16 protein-coding genes are annotated in these 13734 nt (G+C 48.8%); 6 read left to right on the top strand and 10 right to left on the bottom strand.

What is annotated here, in order from left to right; genetic code table 11:
• Positions 1–20 precede the first annotated feature (20 nt).
• Positions 21–1052 (top strand): methionine synthase, encoded by a 1032-nt coding sequence (locus DUT67_RS06905; RefSeq protein WP_048261279.1) that lies wholly within the window; start codon positions 21–23, stop codon positions 1050–1052.
• A 105-nt stretch (positions 1053–1157) separates the two neighbouring features.
• Here DUT67_RS06905 and DUT67_RS06900 read toward each other — a convergent pair whose 3' ends face one another.
• From DUT67_RS06900 to DUT67_RS06875, 6 genes are read right to left on the bottom strand one after another with little or no spacing between them, the layout of a single operon-like run.
• Positions 1158–1379 (bottom strand): acyl carrier protein, encoded by a 222-nt coding sequence (locus DUT67_RS06900; protein WP_010300175.1) that lies wholly within the window; start codon positions 1377–1379, stop codon positions 1158–1160.
• Between the two features lie 17 nt (positions 1380–1396).
• Positions 1397–2830, bottom strand: coding sequence for an AMP-binding protein (locus tag DUT67_RS06895; RefSeq protein WP_048261281.1), 1434 nt, complete (start codon positions 2828–2830; stop codon positions 1397–1399).
• Positions 2827–3945: an MBOAT family O-acyltransferase gene (locus DUT67_RS06890; protein ID WP_048261283.1), complete on the bottom strand. Its 1119-nt coding sequence runs from the start codon at positions 3943–3945 to the stop codon at positions 2827–2829. The genes DUT67_RS06895 and DUT67_RS06890 overlap by 4 nt, the downstream gene beginning before the upstream one ends.
• Positions 3946–3955: 10 nt before the next feature.
• A complete protein-coding gene (locus tag DUT67_RS06885; protein ID WP_005970020.1) occupies positions 3956–4078 on the bottom strand; it encodes a hypothetical protein in 123 nt (40 codons plus the stop codon).
• Positions 4075–5211 (bottom strand): D-alanyl-lipoteichoic acid biosynthesis protein DltD, encoded by a 1137-nt coding sequence (locus DUT67_RS06880; protein WP_048261286.1) that lies wholly within the window; start codon positions 5209–5211, stop codon positions 4075–4077. Before DUT67_RS06880 ends, DUT67_RS06885 begins: the two co-directional genes overlap by 4 nt.
• Positions 5147–5410 (bottom strand): hypothetical protein, encoded by a 264-nt coding sequence (locus DUT67_RS06875; protein WP_189339504.1) that lies wholly within the window; start codon positions 5408–5410, stop codon positions 5147–5149. Before DUT67_RS06875 ends, DUT67_RS06880 begins: the two co-directional genes overlap by 65 nt.
• Before the next feature lie 146 nt (positions 5411–5556).
• On the opposite strand from DUT67_RS06875, the gene DUT67_RS06870 reads away from it, so the two are divergent.
• Positions 5557–5757 carry a hypothetical protein gene (locus DUT67_RS06870; RefSeq protein ID WP_048261289.1) on the top strand — a complete coding sequence of 67 codons (201 nt, stop codon included), beginning with the start codon at positions 5557–5559 and terminating at the stop codon, positions 5755–5757.
• A 151-nt stretch (positions 5758–5908) separates the two neighbouring features.
• Here the strand turns inward: DUT67_RS06870 and DUT67_RS06865 are convergent, their stop codons facing one another.
• The 3 genes from DUT67_RS06865 to DUT67_RS06855 all read right to left on the bottom strand — a co-directional run bounded on the left by DUT67_RS06865 (position 5909) and on the right by DUT67_RS06855 (position 8342).
• Complete coding sequence (locus DUT67_RS06865; RefSeq protein ID WP_048261291.1) at positions 5909–6535, bottom strand: hypothetical protein; 627 nt, start codon at positions 6533–6535, stop codon at positions 5909–5911.
• A gap of 11 nt (positions 6536–6546) precedes the next feature.
• Positions 6547–7260 carry a hypothetical protein gene (locus DUT67_RS06860; RefSeq protein WP_053075315.1) on the bottom strand — a complete coding sequence of 238 codons (714 nt, stop codon included), beginning with the start codon at positions 7258–7260 and terminating at the stop codon, positions 6547–6549.
• A 188-nt stretch (positions 7261–7448) separates the two neighbouring features.
• The gene (locus DUT67_RS06855) at positions 7449–8342 is read right to left on the bottom strand and encodes a LysR family transcriptional regulator (RefSeq protein ID WP_048261293.1); all 894 of its coding nucleotides are present in this window, start codon (positions 8340–8342) and stop codon (positions 7449–7451) included.
• Positions 8343–8647: 305 nt separating this feature from the next.
• Here DUT67_RS06855 and DUT67_RS06850 point away from each other — a divergent pair, with 305 nt between their 5' ends.
• Positions 8648–9043 carry a cupin domain-containing protein gene (locus DUT67_RS06850; RefSeq protein ID WP_048261295.1) on the top strand — a complete coding sequence of 132 codons (396 nt, stop codon included), beginning with the start codon at positions 8648–8650 and terminating at the stop codon, positions 9041–9043.
• A gap of 84 nt (positions 9044–9127) precedes the next feature.
• On the opposite strand, the gene DUT67_RS06845 is transcribed toward DUT67_RS06850, so the two are convergent.
• Positions 9128–9451 carry a PTS lactose/cellobiose transporter subunit IIA gene (locus DUT67_RS06845; protein ID WP_048261297.1) on the bottom strand — a complete coding sequence of 108 codons (324 nt, stop codon included), beginning with the start codon at positions 9449–9451 and terminating at the stop codon, positions 9128–9130.
• Between the two features lie 498 nt (positions 9452–9949).
• On the opposite strand from DUT67_RS06845, the gene DUT67_RS06840 reads away from it, so the two are divergent.
• The 3 genes from DUT67_RS06840 to DUT67_RS06830 all read left to right on the top strand — a co-directional run bounded on the left by DUT67_RS06840 (position 9950) and on the right by DUT67_RS06830 (position 13727).
• On the top strand, positions 9950–10966 hold the full coding sequence (locus DUT67_RS06840) for an iron ABC transporter substrate-binding protein (protein WP_048261300.1): 1017 nt from the start codon (positions 9950–9952) through the stop codon (positions 10964–10966).
• A 140-nt stretch (positions 10967–11106) separates the two neighbouring features.
• Positions 11107–12684: an iron ABC transporter permease gene (locus DUT67_RS06835; protein ID WP_048261302.1), complete on the top strand. Its 1578-nt coding sequence runs from the start codon at positions 11107–11109 to the stop codon at positions 12682–12684.
• Positions 12685–12686: 2 nt separating this feature from the next.
• On the top strand, positions 12687–13727 hold the full coding sequence (locus DUT67_RS06830; RefSeq protein ID WP_048261304.1) for an ABC transporter ATP-binding protein: 1041 nt from the start codon (positions 12687–12689) through the stop codon (positions 13725–13727).
• The last annotated feature ends 7 nt before the right edge of the window (positions 13728–13734 follow it).

Genomic DNA, 13734 nt, shown 5'->3' with positions numbered 1-13734 from the left:
AAACTATAAGGTCACCTGTTATGAAAACATTGCTACCGACTTCAACTGCTGGCAGTTTGCCCAAGCCATCTTGGCTCGCAGAGCCTGAGAAACTGTGGTCTCCCTGGAAATTACAAAACGAAGAGTTAATTGACGGGAAGAAAGATGCCCTGAGTTTGTCGCTGTTTGATCAACTGCGTGCAGGTATTGATATAGTCAGCGATGGCGAGCAAACGCGCCAACACTTTGTCACGACGTTTATTGAGCACCTTAGCGGCGTGGATTTTGAGAAACGTGAAGTCGTTAAAATTCGTAATCGCTATGACGCGAGCGTACCGACCGTTGTCGGGGCGGTGGCACGTCAAAAACCCGTATTTGTTGAAGATGCCAAATTCTTACGCCAACTCACAAAGCAACCGATTAAGTGGGCTCTGCCAGGGCCGATGACGATGATCGATACACTTTATGACAACCACTATAAAAGCCGCGAAAAACTGGCTTGGGAATTCGCCAAAATTCTCAATCAGGAAGCGAGAGAGTTAGAAGCGGCGGGTGTAGATATTATTCAGTTTGATGAGCCCGCTTTTAATGTCTTTTTCGATGAGGTGAATGATTGGGGTATCGCCGCATTAGAAAGAGCGATTGAAGGGCTGAAATGTGAGACAGCGGTACACATCTGCTACGGATATGGCATCAAAGCCAATACCGACTGGAAAAAGACGCTGGGATCTGAGTGGCGGCAATATGAAGAAGCGTTTCCCAGACTGCAAAAATCCAATATCGATATCATCTCGCTGGAATGCCACAACTCACGCGTTCCCATGGACTTACTTGAACTGATTCGCGGTAAAAAAGTGATGGTCGGGGCTATTGACGTGGCAACCAATGCCATCGAGACACCAGAAGAAGTCGCCAATACGCTACGAAAAGCACTTCAGTTTGTCGATGCCGACAAGCTCTATCCTTCAACCAACTGTGGTATGGCTCCTTTATCTCGTCGAGTAGCTACAGGCAAACTCAATGCGTTAAGTGCAGGCGCAGAAATCGTCCGAAGAGAACTCTTGGCTAAATAACGCGATAGACACCTGTCTCGTGTAAGCATCCCAGCCAGATAAAAAAGCCCCTGGATAAGCCTATCCAAGGGCTTTAAATAGTACAAAACCGCCGCTGTTTAAGACTTAGCCGCGGTTCTCTTCAATGTAGCGAGCCAGATCCGCCGGGGTCTTCAGAACGGTAGCGACTTCCGTTGGTGGGATCACGCAGCCGTAAACGTCCTGCACTTCCAGCACCAGATCGACCGCCAGAATCGAGTCAAGAATATCGGACTCAATCAGTTCATCGTTAAAGCCCACTTTACGGGATAAGATCTTTTCAAACAGCGCGAGTATTTCTTGTTCCATGATTTTTCCTGGGATAATTAAATCGTGCGGGCATGAGTATCCAGCAGTTTACGATCGATTTTGCCGTTAGGGTTCAGCGGCAACGCATCTTTGATAATGATTTGGGAAGGCACCATGTAAGGCGGAATCACCTTAGAGAGCGAGGTTTTAATCACGTCTGGTGCCAAGTTCGTCACGCAGAATGCCGCGATACGCAGAACGCCACCGCCCGATTTCATCAGTGGCAGGACAACCGCCTCGCTGATGTCGGATATCGCCAGCAGGCGGTTCTCAATCTCGTTAATTTCAATCCGGTAGCCATTCAGTTTGATCTGGCTGTCATTTCTACCTTGGCAGTATAGCAGTCCGTCTTCGTAGCCCAGGTCGCCAGTTCTGTAGCCTCGGAACGCTTCACTTTCGCGATGTAGCAATTTCTCAGCGTTCTCCTGCGCGAGCCCGAGGTAGCCGCGCATCACGTTTTTACCCCAAATAATCAGCTCACCCTCAGCGGTAATTTCCATTCTGGAATCCGGCATCATCGCGCCGACGGGCAGCAGATCGTTTTCGCTGTGCAGGATGTCATCGGTGATTTCGATAACGGTAGTAGCGACAGTCGCTTCCGTTGGGCCATAGGAATTGAGAATTTTGGCGTGCGGGAAGCGGCGACGTAACTGTTTGACCAGCGCTTTGTTTAGCACTTCACCAATAAACACAAAGACGTTGAGTTCAGGTAAATATTCACTGTTGAACTGAGGAGAAAGCAGCTTCTGATAGGCAAAGGATGGCGTTGAAACCCAGACGGAAACGCCGTTGTTTTTCAGGCGTTCGAGCCAGTTTTCTGCCGCGATATCCTCTTTCGCATTCAGAACGATGTGCCCGCCCGTTGCCAGATTCGCCAGCAGCGGAATCAGGGAGAGATCGAAGCTGAACACTGCATGGTTCATCAGCACTGGCGCGTCTGGCAGCGAGAAATCCTCACGCACCCACTTCATGAAATGCCACAGGCTTTCACGCCCGATCTGCACACCTTTGGGTTTTCCGGTGCTGCCGGAAGTGAACATAATATAGGCGAGATCCTGCTCAACCAGCGCCTGACCAGCCTCACCGGTAGCAATGAACTGCTGAGTCACAACATCGTAGTAGTAAGGGGCGTTCGCCAGGTGACAAATCTCCTTGAGCCGCTCCTGCGGATAGATGCAGTCCACCGGGATGTACGGAATGTTATGCAGCAGGCAGCTATAGATCGCCACGGCGAACTCCGCCTGCTGATGCCCATATAACACGACGGGCGAACCTGTAGGCCGCTCACATTGCTGATAGCGCTGCGACCAGTCTGTAACGGCAATGGATAGTTGTTGCCAGGTCATCGCGTCATCGCTACCGCTAATCGCCAACTGATTGGGGTTAGCGGGTTCGAGTAATGCCGCACGAAGGAAATCCTGCAGTTCCTGAAGCTCTAAGTGAAGGTTCATAGAGGAGACATTCCGCTAAAGATGTAGAGGGAGGCCGCGGCGCTTGCCAGCGTCAGAATTCGACCGATGAACACAATAACCGGATGATGTAGACAATGGTTCAAAGTGGGACTGCGCTTGGCAGACCATTGCAACATGTTGTGAGCAACCGAAATAGCGCCAAATAGCGCGCCGCTGATGACATAGTGTCGTTCGAGTCCGTTCCATGCCCCCATACAAAACAGGGTGCAGAAGATGCCAATATTTTGCGCCAGCGTTTTGTTCTGTCGGAAAAAATTGAGCTTCATCAGATTCATATAAATCGGCATAAAGACCACGTCTCTCAGCCATTCAGACAGGCTGATGTGGAAACGCCGCCAGAAATCCTGCGGATTTTTAGCCAGAATGGGCATATTGAAGTTCGCCGGAATATTCAGGCCAAATAAGCGCCCTGCCCCGATAGCCATATTGCTGTAGCCAGCAAAATCAAAATAGAGATAGGCGCTGTAGGCCAGCGACATCACCACACCAACGCTTAGCGTAAACGGACGCGGGCTCCACGACTCAATAACCAGATTATTGATCAGCATGGCGAATAAGAACTTCTGGATAATACCGGTAACAATTTGCTCCACGGCCACTAAAAACTGCTCGCGGGTCATCGTGAAGACCGGTTTATTAATATCACTCAGCCATGTCCGCCAGCGATACATCGGGCCAGCCAGAATAATAAAAGGCATAAAGAGGTAGCAGAAGTAATGCAGGAAATTCTGACCATCTTTTTTGCTGCGATAAAGCAAAACATCAATAGCGCGGAAGGTCATAAAAGACAGGCCAATCATGCCCCAGTGGTTGTTGAGGTGTAACTTCACCAAAAAAAGCGGGAGCAACGTCAGGCTCACTGCCTGCCAGGTTTTTAACCAACCTTTCTCTTTTAAGGTGACGAGAATATAAAAACTCAGGAAAACCGCTACGGGAACAACGTAATCTCCCTGGAAAATATATCCCCAGCCTAAGACCGCCAAGACGGAAAAAGCGGATAAATACGTCAGCCGATAACTGAATACGCGATTAATCAGCGCAAACAATAATGCTGATGAAAATAGAAGGAAAAAAAACATTCCGGAGCTGTACATCATTCATCCTTCAGAATTTTTGATATTCAAAATGCACTTTTAAACTCATGCTTTCATCAACAGAGGTCCATGCAACGATGGTTACCGCCAGAAAGAGATAAAGGAAAAAAAGGCGAATGGCGGTTTTCATCATTTAAAACTCTCAGCAATAAATTTATCCATCGCAACCCATGCAGGCTCGGTTGGGTGCAGACGATCCCAATTCCAGCCGTTCTGATAAGGCTGCGCATACATATCAAAATAAGGAACCTTGTTTTCCTCCAGCATCGACCTAATCTGGCTATCGACTGGCTGGAATTTCTGGGAGTTATTAATCGCCCACGGATTAATCGGATCGACGATGACGACAAACTGGGCGTTACGCGCTTTCAGTAGTTTGATCGTCGCCCGTAACGCTTCCATTTGCGCCGGAACAATCGGCGCGTCGTCCCACTCTTCTGGTGTTTTATCGTCGGCAAAAACCGTCTTATCCATCCACAGTGTGGCTGCGCTTTGCTGACGAGACTTATTCAACTCATGAGCCTGAGCCAGCTCGCGATCCCAGTCGGGAATGACGTTGGTGGCTGACTGATCCGGCCATGGTTGTGCAGGCTGTGGGATAATACGTAGCATCGCCAGCCAGTAGTTTTTTATCAGCTCACAGAAATTAGCAAATTGATAACTCACTTCCTGCCAAATAATTTGTGGGTGCCAACCATAGACTTTCATTTGGCCGAAAGTTAAATGGCTTATATCTTCTTTATCGATATGTTGTAAGTAATTAACCAGAAAAGGACGCGTCTGGTCATCCTTCATCAGCGGATTAAAAATAGATGCTGGGAAATTGTTGGCAAAAATTGCCGGAGGAATGCCGTCTGAATAAAAACTATCGGGTGCCAGCAGCAAAACAACTTTACTGTTAGCGTTAAGTTCGTTTTTAAAACGCGAGAGCAGTAAAAAATGCGTGACGCTATCGACATAACTATCGCCATAGGCCACAACCGGACGATGTAGCTGGTTATTAAAGTAATTATATACCGCGTAATGTTCGTCTTCAGATGTCGACACCTCAGAAGCACCGAGAAAGAAAATCGCATTTCCCTGTAACGCATGGGAAATGGTGGCTATTTTTTCCTTTTGTTCTTTTGCCGTTCCTTCCATGGTGTTAATCAGTGGCTGGAATGTTAGCGCCGGATCAAAACTCGTCACCAGCGGGGGAACGCTAAGAAACAGGATGGCGAGCGTAGCCATCAGGATATGTAGGCAGAGAGTATTTTTGATTTTCATTATAAAGTAAGGCTACATGATATTTATTGTTTGAAATTTGTGAATTTTTATCTTCACGGTAAATCGTTCCCTGTGTTTTTGGATTATATACTAGGGTTATCTTCGATGATGAGCGTTGCTGTGTAACGGTATGTACAGTGTTTATGTCCGTCACAATAATCAGGTTGGAGACCAAAGCAGGGGAAGGATTCTCAGACATCTCTTCTTGCTTACGCTGCCCGAATATGGGGTAGTAAAGGTTCGCTGGCAGGAGCCTCACCGCACCCAGTTTGGACGTGATGACAGAGATGATTGAGTTCAAAAATCGTTGAGCGCTGACTGACAAAAAAGTTAAAAGGAAAGTTTATGAAAAATTATCAGGCTACTACCCATCAGCTATTGATTGCCTCGGTAACGCTGTTAGTTGTCGCCTGCTCCTCTGGTACGAAAAAATCCCCTACAGATGAAACGCCGGAGTGTATGAATTATCGTTCGATGATGACAGCGCCATTGCCGCCAGCGGCAATGATGAATTTAAAAAATCAATGTGAGCAGTCAAGGCATTAACACGGTGGGGATCGTCAGCACCGATCCCCAGAGCGTCTATAGCGCTCTATAATATTAATGATGACGAACCAATAAATCGTTCCTTGGTGTATTGCCAGAACAACCGTCATGTTATGCGAGAACCACAACGCGACTACTTGAGATGCCTGTGTTATTCCTTAATGTCCATCAAGGTAAGATGCTGCTTTATTTTTTCAATCAGTTTTTCTGGCCCATCCTCTTGTACAAAATCAGCAAGCAAAAACTTGAAACCGATTGTTTTAACCAGCCCCTGGTTACTCAATTCCACCTCAGATTCAAGCCCAGGATAGTCCGAGTTGTTCCAGAGCCGATCAAATACATTATTATTTTGAATCTGCTTGGTTGGGCTAAATAGATAAATTGCCAGATAACTTTCTGATTTTTCCACAGTGCTTTTTAGCTCACAAGCATCAGGTTCTTGTTCTGAATAGACTTCTTCACGATGCTTCCACTCCAGTTCACTATCGGTAATAATTCTAATATCTAAAATATAGTCATCTGGACTGAAATATCTTGAATAGATTTTTTTTATGAATGTAAAAGACGTATCCATTAACGGTAAAAAATTCCATCCCCAGTACGTGAATGGACTCACACTTTTTGATGGTAAAGAGTCGAAACCAATGGAATTCCACTGCAAAAACCGCATATCCATCAATTCCTGCACACGTTCTATCCGGGGTAATATCTGCTGATAAAACCCGGCACAAATACGGTGTGCCTGTCTGACTTGTTGAAGAGAATCTTCAATATTCATTTTTAATATCCTTATTTTTTGTCAGAAAAAGAAGAGAAAATATTTTTCGCTCCCTCATGCAGAGGAAACTTAGTAATAAACTGAGATAAATTTTTATACTCTGGCAGAGCTACTCGAATACCATACAAGGAAAGTGCAGACAGGCAATCCCGAATAATATGATGTTCATGGGCATTACCAACGTTTAAAGATAGCAATGCATTTTTAGCATTATGCCACTCTCGCTGAATGACCTTCGTATTCTCTCTGTATTCGTTAATTAAACCACTATTGAACTCTCCTAAAGATTTAGGGATATTTCCTAATGCAATAAAAAAGAGTTGTTCTTTTTTTCTCTCATCCTGATGATAGGCAATAATTTCCCGTTGCCATTGATCATGATACTGAACCCCTCCTGAAGGAGGTTTCACCTCAATCAGAATATCCGCTTTTTCAAATTCCATAATCACATCAGGCTCGACACTTTTCTGGTCAACCCCTGCCATATTTAATGAATAACGAGGCCAAAAATTCACCTTCCGATACTCACCTAATTCTGATTCCGATAAACCGAGAAATTCACGAATAAATAGGGAACGACTTTCTTCACTCAAATAACCAATTCGCGTCCAAAATGCTGCCGTCAATAAATCCTCTCGTTTTTTAAAGACATCACGCCAGCTCTCTGCCGCTTTCCCTTCTATTTCCACTCTGCCTGCTTTTCCTTGCATAATGGCCTGAAGCATCTAATTCTCCTGATAAACCTAATAGATCACTCGGAAGGTATTCTGTCCAAATGGTGTGATCTGAACATCAGACTTACTACCAACTAGACCGAACCGTGCCGATCATAACATCGCCCTTCAACGATGAACCACGCCTAATGAGAAAAACAAACCAGAAAAAACGCGATAAAACACGTTCCACCCAATTGCTAACGCGGATAGCGCAGCGCCTCAACGAACAGTGAAAAGGCGATGGTATGCTGTTTGCGGCTGGGATAATACAGATAGTAGCCTGGGAACGGTGGGCACCATTCCGTCAGTACCTGAATCAGGCGACCGCTGGCAATATCCTCACGCACTGAATCTTCCGGTACATAGGCTAGACCGAGCCCGATTTGGGCAGCGTCGATTCGCTGACGTAGGCTATTCATTGTCAGTTGGCCCTCAACGCGCACCTTGATTTCCCTACCGTTTTTTTCAAATTCCCACGCGTAGATTCCACCCATCGTCGGCAGGCGCATGTTAATACAGCGGTGATGCTGTAAATCCTGCGGCGTCGTGGGGACAGAATTGCGCGCGAAATAGTTAGGGGAACCGACCACCGCCATGCTCATTTCCGGTGCAATACGCACGGCGATCATGTCTTTTGCTACCTGTTCACCCAGACGAATGCCCGCATCAAAACGGCCAACAACGATATCCGTTAACGCGTTATCCACCGTAATTTCAACGTTAATGTCGGGGTAATTCGCTAAAAATGGCTTTAACACCGGCCATAATATCGAATCCACCGCGTGCTCTCCCGCCGTGATGCGGATATTCCCCGCAGGTCGCTCCCGCATGTCGCCCAGCGCAACCAGTTCGCTTTCAATGTCCGCAAAGCGCGGGCCAAGGCTATGCGCCAGTTTTTCTCCTGCTTCCGTTGGCGCAACGCTACGCGTGGTTCGGGTCAGCAATCGCACGCCAAGACGCTCTTCAAGGCCGCGAATTGAATGGCTTAACGCCGACTGAGAAAGCCCAAGCTTCGCCGCCGCTTTGGTAAAACTGCGTTCTCTTGCCACTACAAGGAACGAGATGAGGTCATTAAAATTTTCTTTTAACATCAGAATGTCCAAATAGTGGTGTTATTAACTTTTACCTATTATACAAACTCATGAATGAGTTTTATGCGAAACCGCCAATAATCGGTTAACTCGCACTGAAAATAGGCAACAGGTGAATAATACGCGTCACATTCCTTCGCGTAATTAATGAATATAATTCATAGCTTCTTTCTAGGTTTACCCTCTGGTGCTTCCCCACAAATCGCAGTAACGTTTTTCACAGCCGCTGTCTTTCATCAATACTGAATTTTTCAATCACAGCACATCTTTCAATAACAGCGACGCTTTCCAGCAAGGAGGAAAAATTGAAAATTACCCGCAGTGGTTCACACCCATCCCAGCCTGGCCCAGACAGCTATTTCTCCGGCAACGTACGCATCGATGCGCCCTTCCAGAGCACCGCCCCCGCTCGGGTTGGCGGCGCGACAGTGACATTTGAACCCGGAGCCCGTACGGCATGGCATACCCATCCACTCGGCCAGACGCTGATCGTCACGCAGGGTCGGGGATGGCTTCAGGAGTGGGGTGGCGAGATTCAAGAGATCAATCAGGGTGATATCGTCTGGATACCCGAAGACGTAAAACACTGGCACGGCGCGACGGCACAAACCGCCATGACACACATCGCCATTGCCGAATCGCTTAACGGTAGCCCAGTCGAATGGCTGGAAAAAGTCAGCGACGAACAATACGGGAAATAGCGACAGAAAAAAGAGTTATGCATCAACAAGGGTAAGCCACTCAGCGTGAAAGCTGAATGGCTTTTCGTTTGCTCAGCAATACCGTTAGCGCATGTGCATATTGACGCCAGATACCTCTTTTCTGAGTTCAATAATTTCTTCAGCAAGTTCACGGCACAGCATCGCATTCATCAGATGATCCTGTGCGTGCACGACGATAAGTTCGAGATTGGTTTTTTCCTTACTCTGGTTGCCAATAAATCCGGTTTGGATCAATTGCGCCCGATTCAGCGCCACCGCAGCCATTTTTAATAGTTCATCGACGTGATCCCACTCCCCTCGGCGAGCGGATCTCAGTGCTTCCATTGCGCAGGAACGTGTTTCGCCAGATTTAACGATAAGCTCAATCATCCGCGTTTCTACATCCATTTTTCCATCCCCCGAATATCAGTTGCTGTGTCACCTTTTTGTCGGTCAATTCGCCCCAAATTGCAGACAAGCGCACGTGACACCGAAGAAATACAGTGTATTTGTTGTATCGCTACTCACAGCCTGCACATTAAATATAGATGATTGATCCAGATTTGTTTCTGTAAATCATGACGTTATATCTCATTTCCGATGAAATAAATTTCACCGCCGTACTGAACTATTTTTTAATCGATAAATTTATACAATTTCATACCGCGACACGCGCTGAAATAAAGTCATAGCCTAAACGTCACAGTCACCGAAACCTTAATTTAACCTTAAGAAAGCGAAATAATAATAACTATCATTATTATTACCGATATGTAGAATTCTTTTTCGACTGCCGCTACATCCCAGCCTGTGTCGCTAAATAGCCTCGCTATCGTGAGCGACACAGGGGAACCCATGTAGGCCAGCAATATTCAAACATAACGGGTATTGATAAGGGTAAATAATATGAAGCTTGGTTTTGGATTACTGAGTTCTGCCGTTTTATTAGCTTCCGGCCTGACTCTCAGCGCATCAGCAAATGCAGCAGAAAATGATGAAGGGATTGTGATTTACAATGCCCAACATGAAAACCTTGTGAAATCCTGGGTTGACGGTTTTACCAAAGAAACCGGCATCAAAGTGACGTTACGTAACGGCAGCGATACCGAATTGGGCAACCAACTGGTGCAGGAAGGAAAATCTTCCCCTGCCGACGTGTTCCTGACCGAAAACTCACCGTCGATGGTACTGGTCGATAACGCCGATCTTTTTGCTCCACTGGATAAAGCCACCCTCGCTCAGGTAGCACCTGATTATCGTCCGTCCCACGGACGCTGGATCGGCATAGCCGCACGCTCCACCGTATTTGTCTATAACCCGACCAAATTTACCGACGCACAGTTGCCTAAATCCTTAGCCGATTTGGCTAAGCCAGAATGGAAAGGCCGCTGGGCGGCATCGCCATCGGGTGCGGATTTTCAGGCCATCGTTAGCGCCTATCTAGAACAGAAAGGCGAGAAAGCCACGCAAGAGTGGCTGAAAGGTATGAAAGAGAACTTCACCGCTTATAAAGGCAACAGTACGGTGATGAAAGCGGTGAACGCAGGTCAGATTGATAGCGGCGTGATCTATCACTATTACCGTTTTGTCGATCAGGCTAAAACCGGCGAAAACAGTAACAACACCAAACTGTACTACTTTAAGCATAAAGATCCGGGCGCGTTCGTCAGCATTTCCGGCGGCGGCGTGCTGGCATCCAGCAAACATGCGAAAGAGGCTCAGGCTTTTATCAAATGGATCACTGGCAAATCCGGTCAGGAAATCTTGCGCACCAACGATGCGTTTGAATATGCGGTTGGCGTCAATGCGCTCTCAAACGACAAACTGGTTCCGCTGAAAGATCTGGACGCACCGAAAGTTGATGCCGCCAAGCTCAACAGCAAAAAAGTCGTGGATCTGATGACGCAGGCTGGCCTGTTGTAGAGAATAGATTGTAACAGGTAGATTGTAATGATAGCGCCTTCGTCAGGGCATTTTCGCCCTGACGAATTATCATAAGAATGGCCGCTCAACGCGGCTTCTCCGTCTAAGAATATCGTCCTGACGAGGCAGCTACAGGCAGCATGACAAACGTTAGCTACAGCGAAACCACGACCTCCACCGCTTCCTCTCCACCATTACGCAAACCTGTCGCGCTGCTTGCGATTGTCGCTCTGGTGTTATCCCTGCTGGGCTTTGTCCCGCTAGGCTTTGTGATTGGCGTAAGTATTGATACCGGCTGGGAAACGGCTCGTGCCTTGTTATTCCGCCCGCGCGTAGGCGAACTCCTGACAAATACAGTGCTGCTGGTTGTCCTGACGCTGCCGATTTGTACGGTTCTGGGCGTGCTATTGGCCTGGCTGACGGAACGAACCACCCTGCCCGCTCGACGCCTGTGGTCACTGTTGCTCACCGCGCCGCTGGCGATCCCGGCATTTGTACAAAGCTATGCCTGGATCAGTACCGCCCCTGGTCTGCATGGCTTACCGGCTGGCGTATTTTTATCCGTCGTCGCCTATTTACCGTTTCTTTATTTACCCTGCGCGGCGACGCTTCGGCGTCTTAACCCTGCGCTGGAAGATGTCGCAGCCACGCTAGGCGTGCCACCTATTACCGTATTTTTCCGCGTGGTGTTGCCACAGTTAAAGCTAGCCATCGGCGGCGGGTTGCTGCTGATCGCTCTGCATCTGTTGGCAGAATATGGCCTGTTCGCCATGATCCGTTTCGATACCTTTACCACCGCAATTTTCGATCAGTTTCAGTCAACGTTTAATGGCCCCGCGGCCAACATGCTGGCCGGTGTACTGGCGCTGCTGTGCCTGTTTTTGCTGTGCGCGGATGCCCGCGTACGTGGCGTCACGCGCTATGCGCATGTCGGTTCCGGCGCGCCGCAGGTTGTCACACCGATACGCTTGCCACCACTTTCTCTCTCGCTGGCGCTGCTGTTACTGACAACGCTGGTGTTGCTGACGCTCGGCGTGCCTTTTATTACGCTGTTTCGCTGGTTAGGTTTTGGCGGCTGGGAAGTGTGGCAACGCCGCGAGCTGCTTGATGCATTCCGCCAGACCATGACGCTGGCGCTGAGCGGTGCCGCACTGACGACGCTAGCAGCGATTCCGATGGCCTGGCTAACCATCCGTCACCCTAATCGCCTGTATCGGTTTTTGGAAGGATGCAATTACATCACCAGTTCTCTGCCGGGTATCGTCGTCGCGCTGGCGCTGGTCACCACCACGATTCACGTCATCAGGCCGCTCTACCAAACTGAATTCACCGTGCTGTTGGCTTATCTGTTGATGTTCATGCCACGAGCGCTGGTTAATCTACGCGCGGGTATCGCACAGGCACCGGTAGAGCTGGAACAGGTTGCAGCCAGCCTGGGTCGTTCCCCCTTGCAGACGTTAATGACCGTGACCATCCGGCTGGCGGCACCCGGCGTCGCCACGGGGGCAACGCTTGTCTTTCTGGCGATCATCAATGAGCTAACCGCCACATTGCTGCTGGCTCCCAACGGCACCCGCACGCTGGCGACCGGATTTTGGGCGCTAACCAGTGAGATCGACTATCCTGCGGCGGCACCCTATGCGCTTATTCTGGTCTTACTGTCACTGCCGTGGACCTGGTTTCTCTACACACAATCACAAAAAATGGCGGGGTTGTAATCATGTTGGAACTTCATCGCGTCAGTAAAAGCTTTAACGGGCGCACCGTGCTGTCTGACATTCGTTTAACGTTAGAAAACAGCCGTCGCACAGCGATTGTCGGCCCATCCGGCTCAGGGAAAACCACCCTGCTGCGCCTCATCGCTGGGTTTGAAACACCGGATACCGGCGTCATTACGCTAAACGGCCAAACGCTCTGCGATAACGGGCTTTCCGTCCCCGCCCATCAGCGCGGAATCGGCTATGTCCCACAGGATGGCGCGCTGTTTCCACATCTCTGCATCGCGGACAACATTGCTTTTGGGCTAAAAGGCACGAAGGCGGAGAAACAAAAACGGGTGGATGAGCTGATGGCGCTGGTTTCCCTTCCCGCACATTTACAGAAGCACTCACCGCATGAAATTTCCGGCGGTCAGCAGCAGCGTGTCGCACTGGCTCGCGCGCTGGCGCAGCGCCCTGCGTTGATGCTGCTGGATGAACCGTTTTCCGCGCTGGACACCGGACTGCGTGCCGCCACCCGTAAGGCGGTAATGGACGTATTGCAGCAGGCTAACGTGGCTTCGATTCTGGTGACCCACGATCAGGGGGAAGCGCTGTCTTTTGCCGATCGAGTGGTCGTCATGCGTGAGGGTCAACTGTCGCAATCGGGTTCCCCTTGGGCGCTCTACCACCAGCCCAACAGTGAAGACATTGCCACTTTCCTCGGTGAAACGCTGATTCTCAATGCGCAGATCGACGGTGGTCAGGCTGACTGCCTGCTTGGGCGCATCGCCGTGGATCGCCCAACGGTAAATGGTCGGGCAAGAATCATGCTTAGGCCAGAGCAAATAACGATTCAGGATACCGAGATAACGAGCACGGCACCTATGCGTGCCACTATCCGCAACGTCGAGTTTTCCGGCTTCGTCTCTACACTGACGCTATGCATCCACAACGCAGAAGCCGATGTCATTGAACTTAAAACTGTCAGTCACGCCGCTTTCACCGTCGGCCAACAAGTTAGCCTAAGCGTGAACGGTGCCGCACACGTTTTCAGTCAATAATATCCCT

Origin of the sequence: Pectobacterium peruviense (assembly GCF_003312355.2) — a bacterium.
In the GTDB taxonomy this organism is placed as follows: Bacteria; Pseudomonadota; Gammaproteobacteria; order Enterobacterales; family Enterobacteriaceae; genus Pectobacterium; species Pectobacterium peruviense.
This window is presented reverse-complemented; position numbering and strand designations above follow the sequence as displayed.

Coding starts and splice junctions, on each gene's coding strand:
- DUT67_RS06890 (WP_048261283.1), bottom strand. CDS start 3,945: ATGTACAGCTCCGGAATGTTTTTTTTCCTTCTATTTTCATCAGCATTA.
- DUT67_RS06835 (WP_048261302.1), top strand. CDS start 11,107: ATGACAAACGTTAGCTACAGCGAAACCACGACCTCCACCGCTTCCTCT.
- DUT67_RS06875 (WP_189339504.1), bottom strand. CDS start 5,410: ATGTCTGAGAATCCTTCCCCTGCTTTGGTCTCCAACCTGATTATTGTG.
- DUT67_RS06885 (WP_005970020.1), bottom strand. CDS start 4,078: ATGATGAAAACCGCCATTCGCCTTTTTTTCCTTTATCTCTTTCTGGCG.
- DUT67_RS06905 (WP_048261279.1), top strand. CDS start 21: ATGAAAACATTGCTACCGACTTCAACTGCTGGCAGTTTGCCCAAGCCA.
- DUT67_RS06880 (WP_048261286.1), bottom strand. CDS start 5,211: ATGAAAATCAAAAATACTCTCTGCCTACATATCCTGATGGCTACGCTC.
- DUT67_RS06845 (WP_048261297.1), bottom strand. CDS start 9,451: ATGGATGTAGAAACGCGGATGATTGAGCTTATCGTTAAATCTGGCGAA.
- DUT67_RS06860 (WP_053075315.1), bottom strand. CDS start 7,260: ATGCTTCAGGCCATTATGCAAGGAAAAGCAGGCAGAGTGGAAATAGAA.
- DUT67_RS06895 (WP_048261281.1), bottom strand. CDS start 2,830: ATGAACCTTCACTTAGAGCTTCAGGAACTGCAGGATTTCCTTCGTGCG.
- DUT67_RS06865 (WP_048261291.1), bottom strand. CDS start 6,535: ATGAATATTGAAGATTCTCTTCAACAAGTCAGACAGGCACACCGTATT.
- DUT67_RS06855 (WP_048261293.1), bottom strand. CDS start 8,342: ATGTTAAAAGAAAATTTTAATGACCTCATCTCGTTCCTTGTAGTGGCA.
- DUT67_RS06870 (WP_048261289.1), top strand. CDS start 5,557: ATGAAAAATTATCAGGCTACTACCCATCAGCTATTGATTGCCTCGGTA.
- DUT67_RS06840 (WP_048261300.1), top strand. CDS start 9,950: ATGAAGCTTGGTTTTGGATTACTGAGTTCTGCCGTTTTATTAGCTTCC.
- DUT67_RS06900 (WP_010300175.1), bottom strand. CDS start 1,379: ATGGAACAAGAAATACTCGCGCTGTTTGAAAAGATCTTATCCCGTAAA.
- DUT67_RS06830 (WP_048261304.1), top strand. CDS start 12,687: ATGTTGGAACTTCATCGCGTCAGTAAAAGCTTTAACGGGCGCACCGTG.